The following is an 18,463-nucleotide window of genomic DNA, read 5'->3' on the forward strand; positions in this document are numbered from 1 at the left end:
GTTCACCTCCTTACTCTTTTTCCGTTACATCGAGGACCGCATCAACAATTTTCTGATAACCTGTACATCGGCAAAGGTTACCTGAGATAGCATTCCTAATCTCGTCTTCAGAGGGATGTTCGTTAACCAGCAGTAGAGCTTTGGCAGTCAAAATCATACCTGGACTGCAATAGCCGCATTGTATAGCCCCTTTTTTCATAAAACTTTCTTGGATAGGATCTAAAATCCCATCTCTACTCTCTAGCCCCTCAATTGTTAAGATCGATTTTCCATCTGCCTGAGGAGCTAATACTAAACATGAACTCACAGGTTGCCCGTCCATAATTACAGTACAAGCACCGCATTCACCCTCCCCGCAGCCCTTTTTGGTTCCAGTAATACCGAGTTCCTCCCTAAGTACATCGACTAATTTGCTTAGGGGGGAAACTAACAATTCATATTTATCTCCGTTTACCGTTAAAGTAATCTGCATTTTCATGACTTTGCACCTGCTTTCCAAAGGGATGTTAAAGCCCTCTTTACCAATACTTGAACCAATTCCCTCCGGTAACTGGCATTGGCACGTATATCATCAATCGGTTGACATTCGTCTGCCGCAATTTTCGCTGCTTTTTCAATAAGCTCAGCGCTCATAATTTGCTCGGTTAATGACTCTTCGCTTTTTATCGCCCTCATCGGCACAGGAGCAACAGCTCCCAAACCTAAGCGGACTTCCTGGCATCTATCTCCATCTAATTTAAGAACACAGGCAACACTGACTAACGCAATATCCATTGATCGCCTTAAACTTTCTTTCAGGTAAATACTTTGGTAATCTAGGGGCAATCTAGGTAATTGAATCTCTTTGAGAATTTCTCCAGGAATCAAGGCAGTTTTTCCGGGCCCTTTAAAAAAGTGCTTTGCTGGAATTATCCTATCACCATTCTTACTTTGGGCAATCATAGTGCCCCCTAAAATCAAGATCGGCGTAGCTGTCTCCACTGAAGGAGCAGCCGTAACTAAATTACCACCTACAGTGGCTAAAGTCCGTACCTGCCAAGATCCTAAAACATGAGCTGCTTCGGCAAGTAAAGGGAATTCCCTTTTAATTACCGGTGAAACCTCAATATCATGGATTGTAGTTAAAGCACCTATCCGTATTTGGTCTGCATCTTCAATGAAATTTAATTCGTTAACGCTTTTTAAATCAATAATTTGGGATACCCTAACTTTTTTATGTTCTAGTTTAACCACCAAATCAGTGCCTCCAGCCCATAATGTTGCGTCTTTATGTTCGTCTAAATAGTTCAGGGCCTTTTCTAGGCTTTTAGGTCTAAAGTAGATTTCTGCTTGTACCACACTGATCACCTCACATTTTAGCTTTTCGGTAGGGGTCTCTGATAATACTTTGAGACCCCCTTCGAAATAATACCGTTAACTAATTTTCAAATGTTGATGCTGGATAGAATTTAAATTGTTCCCACTGACCATCTTTTGCTATGAGGGCATTAAAGCTGCCAGATGTAGTCCCATGATCATCGAAGTTACAATCTCCAGAGGGTCCTTCGTAATCAATATCATTTCCTTTTTTTAACTCAGCAAATGCATCTTTGTAAGAGTGAACTTTAACTCCTGGAGGGCTGGCTACTTTCTTATAATTTTGATTTATGGTAGTTCCATCCGCCTTACCACCAGCTTGAATTGCTAAAGCCATAATCATCATAGCGTCATAAGAATTCGCCTCAAAATTACCTCCCGGTTCTTTCCCAAATGTAGCCTTATATTCAGAAGAAAACTTCTTATAATCTTCACTGGTGTTATCTCCCGCCGGTATTTCAGTAAGAATACCATTCATAATATCTTTACCTACTAATTTGAAAATTTCAGGCACAGCGACGTCGCTCGAAACCATCCACTGCCATTTATAATCACGTTGCTTGCATTGTTTGAGAATAGTTGGGGCGGTTTCTTGCCCTGTTCCCAACCAAACAGCTTCTGGATTTGTATCAGCTACCTTTTTTAGTTCTGCCAAGTAGCTTGATTGTCGGCTCTGGAAAGGCAAAATCATTGTGACTGAGCCACCTAGTTTCTCAAACTGTTCTTTCACTGCATTGCCAATCGAAGTAGTACTTTCCGCGGTTTCGAACATGATAGCAATTTTACGATATCCTTTGTCCCAAAGTGATTGAGCCGCTACCTTACCATCCAAAGAGTCCGACGGAACAGTTCGTAACTGATAGTCCCCGCCGATTTTATCCAATTTTGTTGTTCCTGCATAGGGAGAGGCTATAAACACCTTATTTTGTTTTGCAAAATCCCATATCGCCAGCAAAACGTCGGAGATCATTCCATGCATCGCGATTACTCCGTTAGCTGTAATGAGTTTTCTTGCTCCCCGAATTCCGCTCTCAACCGTACTTTGATCATCTTCAGTGTAGAGCATGATCTTACGGCCATTTACTCCACCAGCGGCATTAATTTGATCAACTGCCAGCTTGGCAGCATTATAAACAGGTTTACCAAAGGCCCCCATCTCGCCCGTATAAGATGTAAGTATTCCGATTGGAATGTCGCCACTCGAACTTGCACTCGTACTTCCCGTGGTTTTTCCCGTATCGGAAGGCCCACTAGTCTGTTTAGTGCACCCCGATATGGCAAGAAGACCAATACATAAAATTACAACTAAACTATGCATGCCAAATTTTTTTATGTACTTAGACATACGCAAGTTTAACATTCATTCTCATCCTCCCATGATTTATTATCTAATCTTAACTGAACAGTTTGAGCTATGGACTTAAACTTTCCCACATATGCATCTAACAGCAAAGTTCTCCATTCACCTCCATTCTAGATTAACTAACATTGTGACCTAAAAACAGCCTTTCGAATTCCTCTTCATCCTCTAAAAATCCCTCCCCTGAACCTTCTTTTCGTACCAAGCCAGATTCCAAAAGATAGACACGATCAACGTGAGCCAAAACTTCTTTAGGGCTTTCTTCTACTACCCAGATAACTGCAGTACCATCATCCCTAATTTTGCTAATTAGATTAATCATTGTTTCAGTTGCTTGAGGCGATAAACCAGATGTTGGCTCATCGAGAATCAATAATCGCGGGTTAAGTAACAATGCACTACCAACAGCCAATAGTTGTCTTTCTCCTCCACTTAAAGTCCCGGCTTTTTGTTTGCAACGCTCTTTTAATTTCGGAAATCGATGATAGATGGTTTCAATGGCTTCTTTTGGATTTTTAATCGTAAAGGCTCCCAATTCTAGATTTTCTGCTACTGTTAAATCTGCAAAAACGTTTTTTTCCTGCGGAACATAGCCTAAACCTCGGCTTGCTAGAGCATGATGCTTAAGTGGCGAAATATCTTCTTCTTTAAATAAGATCTGACCTTTCATCAGAGGTAATATCCCAGCTATTGTTTTCATCAAAGTAGATTTTCCAGCACCGTTTGGTCCTAAGACTGCTACCATTTCAGATTCTTCCACTCTGAGTTCAACTCCATGAAGGATAGGTATTTTTCCATAACCAGATTCTACAGACTTACATTTTAATAAACTCATGCTGTCCCCCCCAAATACACTTCAATAACCTTCGGGTTTTTAAAAATCTCCTGAGGTGTGCCTTCCGCGATATTTTGACCTAAGTTCAGAACATAAATGTAATCACATAAGCTTGAAATAAAGCCTAGATTATGATCAACTATTAATAATGTCAGTCCTTGCGCACGAAGTTTTAATAAAATTTTTACTAGTTGATTCTGCAAGGTCGGATTAATTCCAGCCGCAGGTTCATCTAATAATAATACTTCTGGATTTAGCATAAACTGCCTTGCGATTTCAGCAATACGAGCCTCACCTGCACTGAGGTTAGCTATCAAATCATTTTTACGTTCTAGTAATCCGAATTCCTCTAATAACTTTAGTGCATTGTTTCGGTGTTCTTCTTCCTGCTCTTTGACTTTCTTTCCGTTAATCAGACCCCACCAAGGGTGTTCTCCTCTCTGGCCTTTCGGAATTACCATCATATTTTCCATAACTGTCATTTGCGCAAAGCCTTGAGAAGTCTGAAAAGTTCGGGCCAACCCCAAAGTAGCAATTTTATTTGCTGGTAAATGACTAATTTTTTCCTCTTTAAAGTAAACATCCCCATTAGTAGCAGGATAATAACCAGCAATGCAATTGAACAGAGTGCTTTTACCCGCACCATTTGGTCCGATTAAACCCGTGATGGAATTTGTCTGAACTTTTAAGCTGACATCGTTTACTGCTATGAGTCCGCCAAAAATCTTACTCACCCTATTAACGTTAAGTAGCACTAACCTCACCTCCTCAATCTACCGCGTTCCGTTCTGGAAGAATTCCTTTGGGCTTAAAACGAATGATTAAAACTAAAATTAACCCCATTGCAATAAACCTACTTGCAGCCATAATCGGAGCTAATTCCGCAGAAGCCTGCATAAACCTTGTCGCTTCTTGAATACCTACAATCACGGCTGATCCTAATATCATTCCTTTATAATTACCCGTACCCCCGATGGTTAAGGCAATCCAAGCGATCCAGGTCACTTCACTGACAAAAAGGGATGGGACAATCAAACTTGTATACCAAACATAAAATGATCCTGCAAAACCAATCACTGCAGCCCCAAGAACGAATGACCACATTTTAAATTTCGCAATATTTTTCCCTGCTGCTAATGCAGCATCTTCGTTTTCTCTGATAGCCTTAAGCGTCCTACCAAATGGCGAACGATCAAGGCGTGAGAATAGAAACCAAAAAAAACCAACCGCGACGACGATAAGTAAGGCATAAAAATACTGGTAAGAGTCCGCAGATTCAAACAGCTCGCGAAATGGTTGTCTTAGCCCAATAAAACCCGTTACCCCGTTAGTCAACCAAGTTTCATTAGTAAACAGATACCTAACAACTTCTGCAAAGGCATAAGTAGCAATCGCTAAATATTCGCCTTTTAAGCGAATAGCGGGTAATCCAACTAAAAAAGCAAATATAGCAGAAACCAAACCAGATCCAATAAAGCCCACGATCATTGGCAAATGAAAGCCAAACATGTAGGCATCCGTAGTATTCGGAGAGGGGGCTGTTAAAATAACATAGGTATAAGCTCCAATTGCGAAAAAGGCCACAACGCCTAAATCAATTAAGCCAGTCGTGCCAAACCTCATATTCAAACCCAAGGCGAGTAATGTATAAATTCCCATCAAAACAACAATCCCCGCAATAAATACTCCAATATTAATTGCCCTCACCTCCCAAAATCCCTTGTGGTTTAAAGATCAGTACTAAAATAACCATGGCAAAGGCGACAGCAGGGCGATAAGCAGCTGGAAGAATTATTACGCTCATATCCATGCCTACACCGATGATCATGGCTCCAATCATTACCCCGTATAGACTCCCAATCCCCCCCAATACTACAGCTGATAAAATAAGTAGAATAACTGACCATCCCATGTCAGTGTACACAGTTCCAATCAAACCGTAAAAAATTCCAGCCATAGCCCCTAAAGCCGAAGAAATTAACCAAGCAATCGAAGCAATTTTTTCCGTGTCAATCCCCCTAGCATTTGCCAAAGTCAAATTACTAGCCATGGCTCTAATCGCTTTACCGGTCAAGGTCCTAGTTAAAATAAGATGTAGTCCATATACGCTAGCTATAGCTAATATAATCACTGTCATTTCTGTCCCTGAGATTATGGGAAAACCGTTTATTTCAAAGACTTTAGATGATGTCACATTATAGGATTTCGCTTGCACACCATAAATAGCTTCGATCGATCCGTGAAGTATATAGGAAACCCCAACAGAAGTGAATAATAAGTAAAGGCTCCCATAATTTCGAATCGGCTTATAAAATACTTTAAATGTTAACCACCCTACCAATGTGGTAATTAATGTAGATAATAGAAAGGAGATATAAATATTAATACCGAGTGTTACATTGAAGGTGTAACCTAAATATGCCCCTAACGTTAAAATTTGCCCATGGGAGATGTTTAAGAAACTCTCAATTCTTCTAACAAGTGAAAACCCAACTGATCCTAGTAGTAAGATTGTTCCACTAACTAAACCTGAAATTAAATAAGGAAGATAATCCATGAATAGCCTCCTCTCTTTCAATAAAATATCTTAACCTCATGTTACTTTTTGAGTTAAGTCGTTACTTTAATTAAGAATATTTTTTCATTTCTCATTTTCCCAGTGATAAAATTTACAACACCTGTCCCCATGTGTAACAGATTTTTCCTGTTTCATCAATTTTGGTACGCTATCCAGAGTATAATTTAAATTCATTTTATCCCTCCCTTATTTCAATAGCCCAATTGACAAAATTGAATATTTGCAATTTTCATGCCAATTATCCTAACCCCCATCAGCTAATCAGTTTGAGGAGTTCCGACATAAACTTTCGCAAATTTCAGTTATCATTTTTGACAAAAATGGAAATATTTTCTCATCCTTGAGAAATATTTTGGGACCGACAATGTTGGTGTAAACTGTAAATTAATTCTCAAAGATAACGTCTTATTAGATACAGTTAACAATGCGGCTACCAGAAGCTACATTGTCTCAGGATTAATCCAGCGTGATGAAGAAACCTTAACCTTTACAACAAATCCTGGTAAGTTGTTTGTTCACACTTACCACTACTCCCCTCCAATAGCTCAGACTATCGCGGGTAACTAACAGTGAAATTTTACGAGGGTTCTATTATTACCTTCTGTAGCTATTGACTACATGTTATTCCATTCTGTTCAGGTTATTGTAATTCTTATTGCTATCGCATTGTTGCTCGTGCAACGTCGAAGAAGGAAAGTAGCATTGGAGCAAGGTAGGTACATTAAATAAGAAGTAAGTGAAAAATGACGAAAAAGGGGCTATAACAAAACTTCTTTTCGAGTGTTACAAACCCTATGCATCCACGAATTCCATACATTCAATGACTATTTCCCATTCCATAGGTATATCTCATCCTTGACAGTGAAACGCCTTCAATTCGAAAATTCTAAGCCTCAAACCCGCATGAATAGCGGTTTTTCTCGACGTAAAGTTGGCCATTTGCTGAAAAATGTAGGTCAAACCGATACGCATATTTCTTTGAAATTTGTCTTAATTGTTTGATATTTACTGGTACAATTGTAGGTAATAAAGTGAGCGTTGGTGAGCTTGTTGTTTCCTCAAATTGTATCCACAAAGAAGGCCGATGGTAAGACCTACGTCCTACCGGGACGGTAAAACCGTGACAAAACGCCGTATTGCTAGCTTGGGCAACATTGATGAGTATTCCGAAAAAGAAATTGAGCAGATCATTTTTAAACTCAATTCGCTCCTACAAAATAGGGTCTTGGGTTCGCTTAATGACTTTGATCCTAAAGCAACGTTACATTTTGGGATTCCCTACGTGGTTCAATTTTTGTGGGATCAATTTGGTTTAACCAAGGCAATTCGTGATGCCCTAAAAGAGCGCGCTGTGACCTTTGATGTGTCCGGTTATTTACAAGCCATGGTCATCAACCGACTGATCGATCCTTCCAGCAAGATGCATTTATTCGACACTATTGAGGATATTTATCTGCCCGATGTGTCACACAAATGGCAACTCCAGCATTTCTTTCGGGCCCTCGATTATCTCATGGATATCAAGCCACAGCTTGAGCGTTTCTTGTATCATCGGCTCACAGATTTATTCAACTTACAATGTCTTTGGTGCTTTACGATTTGACAAGTACCCATGTCACGGGGCATCATTGTCCCATAGCTAAGCATGGTCATACTCGCACCCATCGCCCAGATCTCGAACAGGTGGAACTCAGATTGTTGGTGACACCGGAAGGTCTTCCGATCACACATGAAGTGTTCTCTGGCGAACGCCCGATAAAAATACCGTGCCGAAGATCCTGAAACGTTTGAAAGAGGAATTTACCGTAAAGCAATGTGTCTTTGTTGGGGATCGTGGAATGGTGACGGACAAAAATCTCATTGTGTTAGCTCAAGCGGGGTATCCCTATATTGTTGGGTATCATAAACGGGGCCGGATCGTCAGTGATACTTTGTTGCAAACGTATACGGACGTCCAGGCTTACGCTAAGTTGAAGGATAACCTGTCTTACCTAGAGGTACCGACTGTCCAAGAGGATGATAACAAAGAGGCGCACACAAGGTATATCCTGTGCTACAACCCGGTAAAAGTAGTTCATGACAAGGCGTTTCGAATGGCTGCCATGGATGAAGCTGAAAATGCACTTTCGGAACTACAACAACGATCAACCAAGCCTAAGCGGGGAAGGAAACCGGATCCTAAAAGCACCATGGTTAAGGTACTCTTAATTTCATAATTATGCAGGTCTTAGTATGAATCCGCGAGCTTGACAACGAGCCTCCGCGGGCGTGATGTTCGACGGCTGGCCGGCAGCGGCTTCGCTTTATGCCGTCTGGCAAATAAGCCTATCACGTCCACCCTCATTGTAAAGCTCGCTGGGATCGCTCTCATAGTTTTACTGATTTAAACTTCATCGTGCCCTTTAAGGCCGCCTTATAGCACTCCTCCGGGGTTAGATAGTGAATGCACGAATGGATTCGATTCCGATTATAGTGCTTCATGGAATTCCGAGACGATCCTATACGCTTCTTCGTACACCCGCCTCAGAAAAAAAGCTGGTTGATAATAAAACAGGAATAAACTATCAACTTGTGATGCATAACGACTTCATACTCGTTGGACCAGCGACGGATCCAGCTAAGGTAAAAGCGACAAAAACAACCACAGATGCCTTAAAGGCGATATATGCTAGTCCTTCTCTCTGTCTCCCGCGGGGATGATTCTGGCACGGATAAGATGGAGAAAGCCTTATGGGCGAAGGCCAATATCAAACCGGCAGGGAGTAAGTATCAGGAAAGTGGACAGGGCATGGGACAAACTCTCACCATGGCCTCTGAGAAAGAGGGTTATACCCTCACTGACCGCGCAACTTATCTCTCCACGAAGAAAAACCTAAAATTAGATATTCTCCTCCAAGGAGAAGCTTCACTTCTAAACATTTATCATGTCATGCAAGTTAACCCCGATAAATTCCCCAAAGTTAATGCCGATGGGGCCAAAGCTTTTGTTGATTTTATGACGAATGCGGATACCCAAAAACAAATTGCAGCCTTCGGTAAAGACAAGTTTGGGGAAGCCCTCTTCTTCCCAGATGCTGGCAAAAAAATAGAGGATCTCGTTAAATAATTCCACTTAACTGCTCGCAAAGGAAGGGGATCTAGCCCCATGGAAATGATCTGGCAAGGGATTATAGCTGCCATTCACCTCCTTCTAACCGGGGATCCCGAGGTAATCGATATTACGCTCCTTACCCTTAAAATTTCCATTACAGGAACGTTAATTAGTCTCCTTATCGGGATTCCGTTCGGCACGCCCTTGGCTCTCAAACCCTTTCCCGGGCGTCGATTCGTTTTAAGCGTTGTAAATACCGGGATGGGGTTACCCCCAGTGGTAGTCGGACTTTGGGTTTCGATTTTCCTTTGGCGTTCCGGCCCTTTTGGCTTTTTAAACATCATGTATACCCCGACGGCTATTATCATTGCCCAAGCAATTATTGCCTCTCCCATTATCGCTGCCTTAACCTGTGCCGCTCTTCAACAAACCGACCCCAAACTAAGGCTTCAGATCCGGGCCTTGGGTGCCAATCGCCTTCAATATACTTGGCTGTTGCTTAAAGAGGTGCGCTTTTCCCTCCTTGCGGCCATCATTGCCGGTTTCGGAGCTATCGTTTCTGAAATTGGGGCATCTATGGCGGTCGGAGGAAACATTAAAGGACAGACGCGAGTTCTAACGACTGCAACTGTCCTCGAAGTTTCCAAAGGCAACTTCGACATCGTTATTGCCTTAAGTATCATTTTATGTTTACTTGCCTATAGGGCAACATTAGGCTTAACCCTACTCCAACAGAAACAGCAAGGAGGGCCATAGCGAAAGAATGCGTGAAAAGCTGCTTACGTATGATATCGTCATGAGTGACGAGACGACCATCCAGTGTAATAAGGAGGAAGGCCGGAAGGCATCGAGCAACTCGTACTTCTGGCTACATCGGAACGGGCCGTGTGAGGGCGCACCGGTCATTCTGTTCCAGTATACCCGTACCCGGGCAGGCGAAAATGCCAGAAAATTTCTGGACGGTTTTTCCGGCTACCTGATCACGGATTATGCCGATAAATTAAATATTCCGATGTTTTCACAACCTCCTATATCAGTAGACCCCATTTATATTGGTATTCTACAATTCTTGGTAATTACCTCTTAGAATCAATAGGAAAGTACAACTGTATTGCATCTCGGGACGATCTTTTTAAATAGTATTTTTTATGCTTTTAAAGCCAAACTATATTAGAATCTAATATATATAAGGGAGGTGATTGCCCATGACAACAAATAACCAAATACCCAATAGATTAGCTAACGAGAAATCTCTCTACCTGCTCCAACACGCTCATAATCCAGTCAATTGGTATCCTTGGGGCGAAGAGGCTTTTCAGATAGCGAAAACAGAGAATAAACCTGTTTTTTTATCTATTGGGTATAGCTGAATTTGGTGTTAATTACGTACGTGTCATTGGTGGCAATCCAGTTACTAAAACCAAATTTGAAGAAACGAACGGGTCCAGCATTTCTACGCTGAACCCGTTTCTTGTTCTTTGGGACTACCGCTTCTCTACCAAGCACCATCACTTCGAGAAATCCTCTGTGATTTAGAACATTTCTTTGCTCATTCTGTCAATTGCTTCATTTGTACTATCGTAGACGCCTGGGAATGAACTCCAATTCCCTCCCTGGGTTAAACAAGGGATAAAGAATAACTTTCCACAATTTCTGCAGGCCCGCTCGACTTCTTTAGCTACTATTTCAGGTGTCCAAGCAGGAAAATCAACGACACCGCTATCGATATCTCCCATGAAGCTGATTTGGCTACCGTAATTCTTGATAAGTTCAGGCGTGTTGTTCGTTGTCATGACTCCTTGCCAGATGTCTACTCCCATTTCAATCATATAGGGAACTAGGTTAGCTGCATAGGAATCACTGTGGTGCACGATCAGTTCGACCCCATTTTCTTTATAGAAGCTATATATTTTCTTATAAGCTGGGAGAAAGAACTCTTCGAACATCGCGGGAGAAATGAAGGAGGATTTTTGACTACCCCAATCGTCATGATGAAAAATGCAATTAGGATGGATATGATCGATCAATACTTTTGCATAGGCTAACTCATGTTCAGTAAGGTAATCAATAAGCTCATGCATAGCTTCCGGCTCCTCATATAAAGCCATTAATGCATCTTCCATGCTCATAAGATGATGGGTCATTTCAAATACACCGGGTGCAACGAACACTGTTACAAATTCCTCGTTACGATCAACAGCACTCGCATGTGCTGCAGCCGCAGCCCAAGCTTCGTCCGTAGTTGGAATAACAGGCGCCTTAACGTACTTTTTCCATTCTGTGATATCCTTCAATACTTTGTGTTCATTATCATGCACAGGGAAACCGCCAAGTTGACCTTCCGGCCATTTGAAGGTTATGCCCCACTCGTTTTTTATCGTCTGACCAGGTTGGGGAAACGTTCCACCGGGAGCCTCCATTATAAAATGCATAAACTCATATTGATTCACAAAACGGTCGGGATTTCCGCCTTTAATCGTCTCCAATAAATTATGTTTCTTTGATAACATAAATCTCTCCTCCTTAATCGGTAGCTTATTTTAAATTTTTTGCTAATTCTACCGCTTTCACAGCCGCACTACCTGCATCGGGAGCAAAGCCATCTGCACCGATTGAAGCTGCGAACTCTGCTGATACAGGCGCACCACCGACGATAACCTTGAAGCCTGTCAGTCCGCTGGATTTAAGTGTTTGAACGGTTTCCTGCATTTTCGTCATTGTTGTTGTTAGAAGTCCTGAACATGCCACTATACTTACGTTCTTATTTTCTTTGATTGCCTCAACAAATTTGGTTGCTGATACATCTACGCCAAGGTCAACCATGTCAAATCCGGCACTACCGATCATCATTGAAACGAGGTTTTTGCCAATGTCATGAAGATCTCCTTCAACAGTACCGATAATGCAAGTACCTAAAGATGATGTGCTTTGACCCGCGAATAGCGGCTTTAGCACATCGACACCCTTGGACATGGCTTTAGCTGCCATCAACATTTCAGGCACGAAAATTTCTCCTGCGGAAAATTTGTCACCGACAACACGCATAGTGTCAACCATTGCTTCGAGAATATCTTTCGCTGCATTTCCTTCAGTTAATGCTTCCTGTACTAAACCTGGAACGAGTTTAGCTTTTCCTACCTCTAGCAAAGCTTTTACTTCTTCAATCTTAGACATCATTATGTTCCTCCTTGGATTATTACATTTTACTAGTAGCTAGATTCTTGACAGTATCTTACGAGGTAATAACGATATTAAATTAGAGTAGAGAATGCATAAATAGATTAGCGAAGGTCGCACAACCTAAGAGCTTGTGTATAAACTTGACAATTTTATTGCGCATGTGTTTGAATGGGAGGTTCGACAGGCGCTGCTTGCTTTTTGATTGCAAATACTATTAAGAAGAATACTAAGATAGCTGAATATCCTCCTATCCCGAAATAGTATTGAAATCTCAAAGTAGTGATATGCAGAGGTTCCATAATGGCGGCATAAAAGTATCCGGAAAGGAATCCACCCAAATTCATTCCTGACACAATTATGGACATAGCCATCGGAGTCTGGCTGGGATGCATTGAAGCGCCAGCAAGCATATAAATCGATGACATACTAAGGGTCAAGCCAACACCCATACACGCTTCACCAATTATAAACAATGTTACACTTTGACTGAAAGAAAAAATTATTTGAGAAACAATAAAAAAGACAAGTCCTATATTAAGAGTCTGCCTTCCTAAGTTTTGAAACACTTTACCAAACACTGCTCCGGCCGCCATTCCTCCTACAGTCATGAACATTAGAACTACACCGGCAACTGCAGCATTGGCCTTGATGGTCAAAAGTACAGAAGACATATTTGTTAGTGATGGATAGTCTAAAATCGTAATTATTCCAAATATTATACTCCAGCCTATTACCGAAGCGGGCATTTTTAATTTTACTTGCTCAGCACCAACTGACCCTGCAGACATTTCTGCCTTCTGAGGCTCCGGCAGGTAAATCAAAACAATAATAAATGTGATTATACCAAGAACATGGGCTAGGAAGCTGTAATTCCAGCTTACTGAGGCAAGAAGACCGCCCAGCAATTGGAGCACAATTCCTCCGATATTCATTACAACGCTATTTATTCCCATGACACTTGCCTGCTTATCAGCCGGCACGAGATTGAAAATCAAAGCACTGTTCAGGGGCATAATAAGCCCTAGTCCTAATCCGAAAAGACCTCTGGCAAACAATATTTGGGTGAAATCATGCAAAAAATATGGTATTGCCCCAGCAATGCTGAACACCAATGTTGCAAAAAGCACCAATGTCCTGTATTTCACAGATTTTCCTGCAACACTGCCACCAATAATCGATACTGGTATGGATATAAGAGCAGGAATCGTGGATACCAGCAACAGAGTACTGAAACTTACAGTCGGGAATGCTCCTCCTATAGTTGCTATGGCAGGTGTAATGGTTCCGATGCCCATAGCAAGAAAACCAAAAGAGAATATGGCCAATAATACTAACGACTGCCTTTTCTCATTCATAATATCTTCCTTTCCATAAAATAGTTATAGTATCCATAGGTCCTTGATCCCATTGTGAATGGTCAGCATTTTTGCTTTTTAGCATCTTATAATACGGCAACTTCACTTAGGCCAACCAAATACTTCTTGCTCATCGATTCCCCCCTTTTTTGGTAAATAAAATCCACCTGAAAATTTGTATATACATACTGATGTATATATATCTGTATATTCATAATAATATGAATTAGAATTTTGTCAAGCACATATTTCACTTGATGTAATAAAATCGAGATCATTTTTGTTTTTTATACCCGTTTGCAACCCCATGCCAACGGGTATCAGCCTGTGATGTGCATGGATCGTCATGGCACGATCGCTATTAACATCAAAGCCCAAGGGCATTTAACCCCTGGGTTGTTATGACAAATATTTATATCCTTGCCATACTTGTGTAGAGGAGAAACCTTCACAATATGGAATTATATTAATTATTCCACTTCGTCTTCGCAATTTTTTATATATTTAAAGCCAAACTATATTAAAATCCAATTACATATAAGGAGGTGATTGCCCAATGACAACAAATAACACAATACCCAATAGATTAGCTAACGAAAAGTCCCCCTACTTGCTCCAACATGCCTATAATCCAGTGAATTGGTACCCTTGGAGCGAAGAGGTTTTTCAAATAGCGAAAACAGAGAATAAACCTGTTTTCTTATCTATCGGGTATTCCTAGTTGGTTATAGAAATCTACTTGTCATTGGTGGCAATCCCGTTTCTGTAACCATTAAAACCTAAGGATCCATAGTGTTCATTGCTTAATATGTTCGTTGTTAATGTGTTTGCTTCAACAATAGCATATCAAGCAGACTATTAACATCCATCAGTGTTAAGCCCTCCTTGTTTCTTCGTTGATAACAAAGTTGTAAATATTATTATAATAAATTGGCATTATCATTTTATTAATTAGAACCCTATAACAAAAGTTCCCTCTGAACATTGTTTTAGGGAACCTAAAAACACTATTAAATTATCCATAACCTTGAATCTCCTTGATATCATGCTACCTCTGCTCTACCAACACGACTTTTTCAACGTATGTTTGGGGTAAACTTGATACTGAAGCGCGAAGTTATTGTTTTGCGTAAAGATAAGACCCCCTTAAAACGAGGGAGTCGTGCTATCTTTTGAATTTATACTTTTACGCAGTACAGAGCATAAACAGCGTGCAGACAAAGGGTATCAAAAATGCATGAAGCTTTACGCTCAGAATCACTAGTCCTTAAGTGTAGTAATGGGCCTGCTTTGAAGCAGGTAAAACTCCCCTAAGCCATAGCTCCACTCAATATCTTGAGGTACTCCATTGAAATGCTCTTCTATCCGGAGACATAGACAGGCCAACTCCCGAACCTGTTGGGAGGTTAAACACCCTCGGACAGGGCGTTGTGTACGAATGAAGGGCGAAGGCGATTGTCTATTCTTCGGAGCAGGAGTGAATTTAAGAACTGCTCCATCAGGGCGTCTGACAAGCCATTGATCAGGAATGATTTCTCCTTGAACCAAAGCCTCCCCAACACCATGTGCAGCATTAATGATCAGCTCACTTGAGTCATTTGAAAGAGGGTTAACTGTAAAGACCACTCCCGAGACCTCATGCGGTGCCATTTCCTGAATGACCACAGCAAGAGCGACTTCACTATCTCCAAATCCTTGTAATGAACGATACTGCACTGCTCGGGGCGCCCAAAGTGAAGCCCAACATTTTTTTATGGCATCGAGAACTGCACTTTCCTCTTGGATATTAAGATAAGTTTCTTGTTGACCTGCAAAACTTGCACTGGGTAAATCTTCAGCCGTAGCCGAGGAACGAACAGCAACTTTAGGGCTTCCCATCCTTCTATAAGCTTTAAGGACTTCTATCGTTACTTCATCAGGCAAATATACATTTTCTATTTCCATCTGAATCTTAGAAGTTACATCTTCTAAAGTTGGTAAGTCATAGACGTTAATTTTCGGTAAATGGACATTCGTTATGCAACGACGATACCCTTCAACGGTTAAAACAAAGCCCTGGGGTACTTTCATTCCTGCTAACACTAATTCACCTAGATTAGCCCCTTTTCCGCCAGCTGACGATAGATCTTCTCTTGTTAATTCTTGAAGTAACCGTACATATTTCATTTCATTATGCTCCGTTTAGCTATTCCTTTAGCTATTCTTAATCTAGAACTTGAACCTTTCCAGCGGCTCCGTCCACACGGACACGTTGGCCATTATGTAATATTTTGGTTCCATTAATTGTCCCGACTACCGAAGGGAGTCTGTATTCTCGAGAAACAATTGCTGCGTGGGATAACATTCCTCCTGAGTCAGTGACTAAGGCAGCCACATGCGGAAATAGTACCGTCCAAGTTGGGGTAGTTAAAGGACAGACTAAGACCTCCCCTTCTTGAACCAGGTGGAACTCCTCAGCCGTATGAATAATACGCACGGGTCCTTCTGCCACTCCCGGAGAACCTGGGGTACCAAACAACTCTCCTTCAGGAGATAGCTCCATCGAAGCTTCCTGTTGCGCTTCAATATGGGAAGCTTGTTTCACAAAAATCTTCATTCCCTCCGCTGCAATAGGGGGAAATACATCCAAAGGGGGTTCGATGGGCATTCTTCCAATTGTTTGTGGAGGCACTAACGAGAAATTTTTGGTATGCTCTGCCTTCCTCTCAGCCACCAATCCCTTTAAGCTAGCAAGGTTGTAATTTCCTCTCAGAGCAGAGAGTAATTCTTCTCGGTATAGGAATAAAGTGTCCTCCGGACAATCAAGAAAACGATCCTGAACCAATCTTCTGCCAGCCTCAATTGCATCATAACGCGTATGGGAAAGGGGAACATTCATTAAAAGGTAGTCGTGGGTTTCGGATAACGGGTGAGCTTGCTCTGCTAATTCAAGCCAAGCGTCGAACTCCTCCCGCTCCTCTCCTGTTAAAGTGCTACGAAGTTCATTGATCCGCTGAAGCCGGTATGCTTGAAAATCAGAGTCTTCGGTCATGGAGTCATCTGAGTCCATTAACCCCTTGATAATTCCGACCACCATCTCCGGCATTTCTTTCCACGTGGGCTCGAATTCGAAACCATCTGCAGGACGATCTCCTTCAACTTCTAAGAATTGATCGAGTTCTTCCTTAAACCAAGTATTGGATAGCCGCTCGAGTGCTTTTTCACTAGGTAAAGACAAAATATCGCTAATCGTTGGGTCTGCAGCTGTAAGTCGTACCAAGGTTAAGAGACGATTTATTGTGTTAAATACCGCTGGATCACTAATCTGAACTAATTCGTAGGCTTCAAATTCTGTTAGATTAAGGAGTCTTTTACATACCTGCATCCAACGCTCACGAATGTACATACCGATCATGACAACTTTATTATGTGGATTCCAGGCCCAGCATAAAAAGTCATAGCATTGATCAAGGTGATTGGCCAGTTCTTCTAAACTCGCGTTTGCGCGATCAAAATCCCGAATCGGCTTGAGACGCTTCTGAGCTTCCGGCTCCCATACATCCCTCCATGCATGGACGTGATTCTCAAACCCTTTTTCCTTGAGAAACCGACCAAAACCAAAGACCCGGCTGCGGAGCTTCGGATTAATCCGCCACAAATGAAAGAGAAACGGAAACCTCTCCATAATTGGCGGAGCATCTCCCCCAATGGGTTCAATACGTTGAAAGACATATCCATGGAGAACAAGGTAGGCATATTTAAGAGAAGGCATAGACCATTCCTCAAAAGCTCGAGCTGATCCGACTTCGACAGGAATGAGTCCATAAGAGACAAAAAGTGGGTGTACTGGTCTCGGCCAATGAATATTATCTCGCATCCAGAATTCCTTAGCTTCCCAAAGAGACATTGTTTTTCTACCTCCCCCAATTTTTAGATTGATTCTCACTATTATATCAACGCACCTGTTAAGTAGGTGTTAACCGCGGATAGAAGAGCGGATAAGAGGTCGTCTTGTTTACCATAATGATACCATCTCACCATGTGAACCATATATAACCCATCAATATCGTGAGCTAGATCCTGTGGACGTCGTTCTCTCGTTACAATTCCAGCGATCTGACCACGTTCGAAGGTTTCTGTGATCATCCTCCGGAAGAGAGTTCCGTTCGGGTGTTCTGGTGTATGTCCGCGCTTCATCTTTTCGAGCAGGGTGACCAAGAAGAGTTCCGGTCTCTTTAGAGTCCACTCGACGGCATTTGCAATGATTGCCTGAATTTGATTCTCTGTTCCTGAAGTGGTTGCAAAAAAATCTTCAACTTGCTTTGCTGTTAATTCTTCTGTCCCGTAAAATATCTCAAGTGCTAAATCTTCTTTTGTCTGAAAATAATTATAGAAGGTTCCCCTTGCTACCCCGGCTGTGCCAGTGATCTCCTCAATTGTGGTTTCCGTAAACCCCTTAGTCCTGAAAAGCACTTCACCGGCTCGTACGAGGGCGGATTTAACTTCCGCCTTTTGTTTATCTCTTAATTTCATTACAATCTTTCACCTCAAATTGTAGACATAATTAACCGGACATTATTATGTATATCGTTCATTTCATGTACGATGTACATTTAATGATATAGTTCATTATTGCCCTAATATTTCCCACTGTCAAGAAAAATGTTTTCAGTTTTTGGGACAATTAATTGTGAAATAGTAAAATCCCGCAAAGTCGACATTACTGCCA

The 18,463-nt window shown here is 41.5% G+C and carries 17 protein-coding genes and 3 pseudogenes; 7 read left to right on the top strand and 13 right to left on the bottom strand.

From position 1 onward, the window contains the following. Positions 1-10: 10 nt before the first annotated feature. The 7 genes from DSOL_RS06840 to DSOL_RS06870 form a co-directional block, all read right to left on the bottom strand. Positions 11-478, bottom strand: a complete 468-nt coding sequence (locus DSOL_RS06840) for a (2Fe-2S)-binding protein (protein ID WP_075364131.1) — start codon at positions 476-478, stop codon at positions 11-13. Then, the gene (locus tag DSOL_RS06845) at positions 475-1,338 is read right to left on the bottom strand and encodes an FAD binding domain-containing protein (RefSeq protein ID WP_075364132.1); all 864 of its coding nucleotides are present in this window, start codon (positions 1,336-1,338) and stop codon (positions 475-477) included. Before DSOL_RS06845 ends, DSOL_RS06840 begins: the two co-directional genes overlap by 4 nt. Positions 1,339-1,417: 79 nt before the next feature. After that, the gene (locus DSOL_RS06850) at positions 1,418-2,716 is read right to left on the bottom strand and encodes an ABC transporter substrate-binding protein (RefSeq protein WP_075364133.1); all 1,299 of its coding nucleotides are present in this window, start codon (positions 2,714-2,716) and stop codon (positions 1,418-1,420) included. Positions 2,717-2,834: 118 nt separating this feature from the next. Next, positions 2,835-3,551: an ABC transporter ATP-binding protein gene (locus tag DSOL_RS06855; RefSeq protein ID WP_075364134.1), complete on the bottom strand. Its 717-nt coding sequence runs from the start codon at positions 3,549-3,551 to the stop codon at positions 2,835-2,837. Continuing rightward, the gene (locus DSOL_RS06860) at positions 3,548-4,306 is read right to left on the bottom strand and encodes an ABC transporter ATP-binding protein (RefSeq protein WP_139314401.1); all 759 of its coding nucleotides are present in this window, start codon (positions 4,304-4,306) and stop codon (positions 3,548-3,550) included. Before DSOL_RS06860 ends, DSOL_RS06855 begins: the two co-directional genes overlap by 4 nt. A 13-nt stretch (positions 4,307-4,319) precedes the next feature. Next, entirely contained in the window at positions 4,320-5,258 is a 939-nt protein-coding gene (locus DSOL_RS06865; protein ID WP_083642359.1) for a branched-chain amino acid ABC transporter permease, read from the bottom strand. Then, a complete protein-coding gene (locus tag DSOL_RS06870) occupies positions 5,245-6,108 on the bottom strand; it encodes a branched-chain amino acid ABC transporter permease (protein ID WP_075364136.1) in 864 nt (287 codons plus the stop codon). The genes DSOL_RS06865 and DSOL_RS06870 overlap by 14 nt, the downstream gene beginning before the upstream one ends. Before the next feature lie 1,141 nt (positions 6,109-7,249). Between DSOL_RS06870 and DSOL_RS06875 the strand changes: the two genes are divergently transcribed. From DSOL_RS06875 to DSOL_RS06900, 6 genes and pseudogenes are all read left to right on the top strand, one after another. Beyond that, positions 7,250-7,732, top strand: a complete 483-nt coding sequence (locus DSOL_RS06875; RefSeq protein ID WP_139314403.1) for a hypothetical protein — start codon at positions 7,250-7,252, stop codon at positions 7,730-7,732. Between the two features lie 235 nt (positions 7,733-7,967). Beyond that, on the top strand, positions 7,968-8,345 hold the full coding sequence (locus DSOL_RS06880) for a hypothetical protein (protein WP_170871459.1): 378 nt from the start codon (positions 7,968-7,970) through the stop codon (positions 8,343-8,345). A gap of 289 nt (positions 8,346-8,634) precedes the next feature. Then, positions 8,635-9,235, top strand: a pseudogene (locus DSOL_RS06885) (ABC transporter substrate-binding protein); the annotation flags it as partial. 39 nt (positions 9,236-9,274) lie between these two features. Beyond that, on the top strand, positions 9,275-9,976 hold the full coding sequence (locus tag DSOL_RS06890; protein WP_075364139.1) for an ABC transporter permease: 702 nt from the start codon (positions 9,275-9,277) through the stop codon (positions 9,974-9,976). Between the two features lie 7 nt (positions 9,977-9,983). After that, positions 9,984-10,307: an IS66 family transposase gene (locus DSOL_RS06895; RefSeq protein ID WP_075364140.1), complete on the top strand. Its 324-nt coding sequence runs from the start codon at positions 9,984-9,986 to the stop codon at positions 10,305-10,307. Positions 10,308-10,425: 118 nt separating this feature from the next. Continuing rightward, positions 10,426-10,587 (top strand): annotated as a pseudogene (locus tag DSOL_RS06900) (DUF255 domain-containing protein); the annotation flags it as partial. A gap of 165 nt (positions 10,588-10,752) precedes the next feature. Here DSOL_RS06900 and DSOL_RS06905 read toward each other — a convergent pair. The 3 genes from DSOL_RS06905 to DSOL_RS06915 all read right to left on the bottom strand — a co-directional run bounded on the left by DSOL_RS06905 (position 10,753) and on the right by DSOL_RS06915 (position 13,755). Then, positions 10,753-11,730, bottom strand: coding sequence for a uroporphyrinogen decarboxylase family protein (locus DSOL_RS06905; RefSeq protein WP_075364142.1), 978 nt, complete (start codon positions 11,728-11,730; stop codon positions 10,753-10,755). Positions 11,731-11,755: 25 nt separating this feature from the next. After that, the gene (locus DSOL_RS06910) at positions 11,756-12,394 is read right to left on the bottom strand and encodes a corrinoid protein (protein WP_075364143.1); all 639 of its coding nucleotides are present in this window, start codon (positions 12,392-12,394) and stop codon (positions 11,756-11,758) included. Between the two features lie 155 nt (positions 12,395-12,549). Then, on the bottom strand, positions 12,550-13,755 hold the full coding sequence (locus DSOL_RS06915) for an MFS transporter (protein ID WP_075364144.1): 1,206 nt from the start codon (positions 13,753-13,755) through the stop codon (positions 12,550-12,552). Positions 13,756-14,311: 556 nt separating this feature from the next. Between DSOL_RS06915 and DSOL_RS06925 the strand changes: the two are divergent. Then, positions 14,312-14,473 (top strand): annotated as a pseudogene (locus tag DSOL_RS06925) (DUF255 domain-containing protein); the annotation flags it as partial. Positions 14,474-15,015: 542 nt separating this feature from the next. Here DSOL_RS06925 and DSOL_RS06930 read toward each other — a convergent pair. Genes DSOL_RS06930 through DSOL_RS06940 form a run of 3 tightly spaced genes read right to left on the bottom strand, consistent with a single transcriptional unit; the run spans position 15,016 to position 18,267 of the window. Then, entirely contained in the window at positions 15,016-15,921 is a 906-nt protein-coding gene (locus DSOL_RS06930) for a PEP/pyruvate-binding domain-containing protein (RefSeq protein WP_075364147.1), read from the bottom strand. 37 nt (positions 15,922-15,958) lie between these two features. Next, a complete protein-coding gene (locus DSOL_RS06935; RefSeq protein ID WP_075364148.1) occupies positions 15,959-17,641 on the bottom strand; it encodes a PEP-utilizing enzyme in 1,683 nt (560 codons plus the stop codon). Between the two features lie 41 nt (positions 17,642-17,682). Beyond that, positions 17,683-18,267 carry a TetR/AcrR family transcriptional regulator gene (locus DSOL_RS06940; RefSeq protein WP_075364149.1) on the bottom strand — a complete coding sequence of 195 codons (585 nt, stop codon included), beginning with the start codon at positions 18,265-18,267 and terminating at the stop codon, positions 17,683-17,685. Between the last annotated feature and the right edge of the window lie 196 nt (positions 18,268-18,463).

Origin of the sequence: Desulfosporosinus metallidurans (assembly GCF_001936615.1) — a bacterium.
Classification (GTDB): Bacteria; Bacillota; Desulfitobacteriia; order Desulfitobacteriales; family Desulfitobacteriaceae; genus Desulfosporosinus; species Desulfosporosinus metallidurans.

Excerpts from the sequence above, each read along its gene's own strand:
- DSOL_RS06895 (WP_075364140.1), top strand. The coding sequence starts at position 9,984 with ATGCGTGAAAAGCTGCTTACGTATGATATCGTCATGAGTGACGAGACG.
- DSOL_RS06850 (WP_075364133.1), bottom strand. The coding sequence starts at position 2,716 with ATGTTAAACTTGCGTATGTCTAAGTACATAAAAAAATTTGGCATGCAT.
- DSOL_RS06930 (WP_075364147.1), bottom strand. The coding sequence starts at position 15,921 with ATGAAATATGTACGGTTACTTCAAGAATTAACAAGAGAAGATCTATCG.
- DSOL_RS06870 (WP_075364136.1), bottom strand. The coding sequence starts at position 6,108 with ATGGATTATCTTCCTTATTTAATTTCAGGTTTAGTTAGTGGAACAATC.
- DSOL_RS06935 (WP_075364148.1), bottom strand. The coding sequence starts at position 17,641 with ATGTCTCTTTGGGAAGCTAAGGAATTCTGGATGCGAGATAATATTCAT.
- DSOL_RS06915 (WP_075364144.1), bottom strand. The coding sequence starts at position 13,755 with ATGAATGAGAAAAGGCAGTCGTTAGTATTATTGGCCATATTCTCTTTT.
- DSOL_RS06890 (WP_075364139.1), top strand. The coding sequence starts at position 9,275 with ATGGAAATGATCTGGCAAGGGATTATAGCTGCCATTCACCTCCTTCTA.
- DSOL_RS06855 (WP_075364134.1), bottom strand. The coding sequence starts at position 3,551 with ATGAGTTTATTAAAATGTAAGTCTGTAGAATCTGGTTATGGAAAAATA.
- DSOL_RS06840 (WP_075364131.1), bottom strand. The coding sequence starts at position 478 with ATGAAAATGCAGATTACTTTAACGGTAAACGGAGATAAATATGAATTG.
- DSOL_RS06910 (WP_075364143.1), bottom strand. The coding sequence starts at position 12,394 with ATGTCTAAGATTGAAGAAGTAAAAGCTTTGCTAGAGGTAGGAAAAGCT.
- DSOL_RS06940 (WP_075364149.1), bottom strand. The coding sequence starts at position 18,267 with ATGAAATTAAGAGATAAACAAAAGGCGGAAGTTAAATCCGCCCTCGTA.
- DSOL_RS06880 (WP_170871459.1), top strand. The coding sequence starts at position 7,968 with ATGGTGACGGACAAAAATCTCATTGTGTTAGCTCAAGCGGGGTATCCC.
- DSOL_RS06905 (WP_075364142.1), bottom strand. The coding sequence starts at position 11,730 with ATGTTATCAAAGAAACATAATTTATTGGAGACGATTAAAGGCGGAAAT.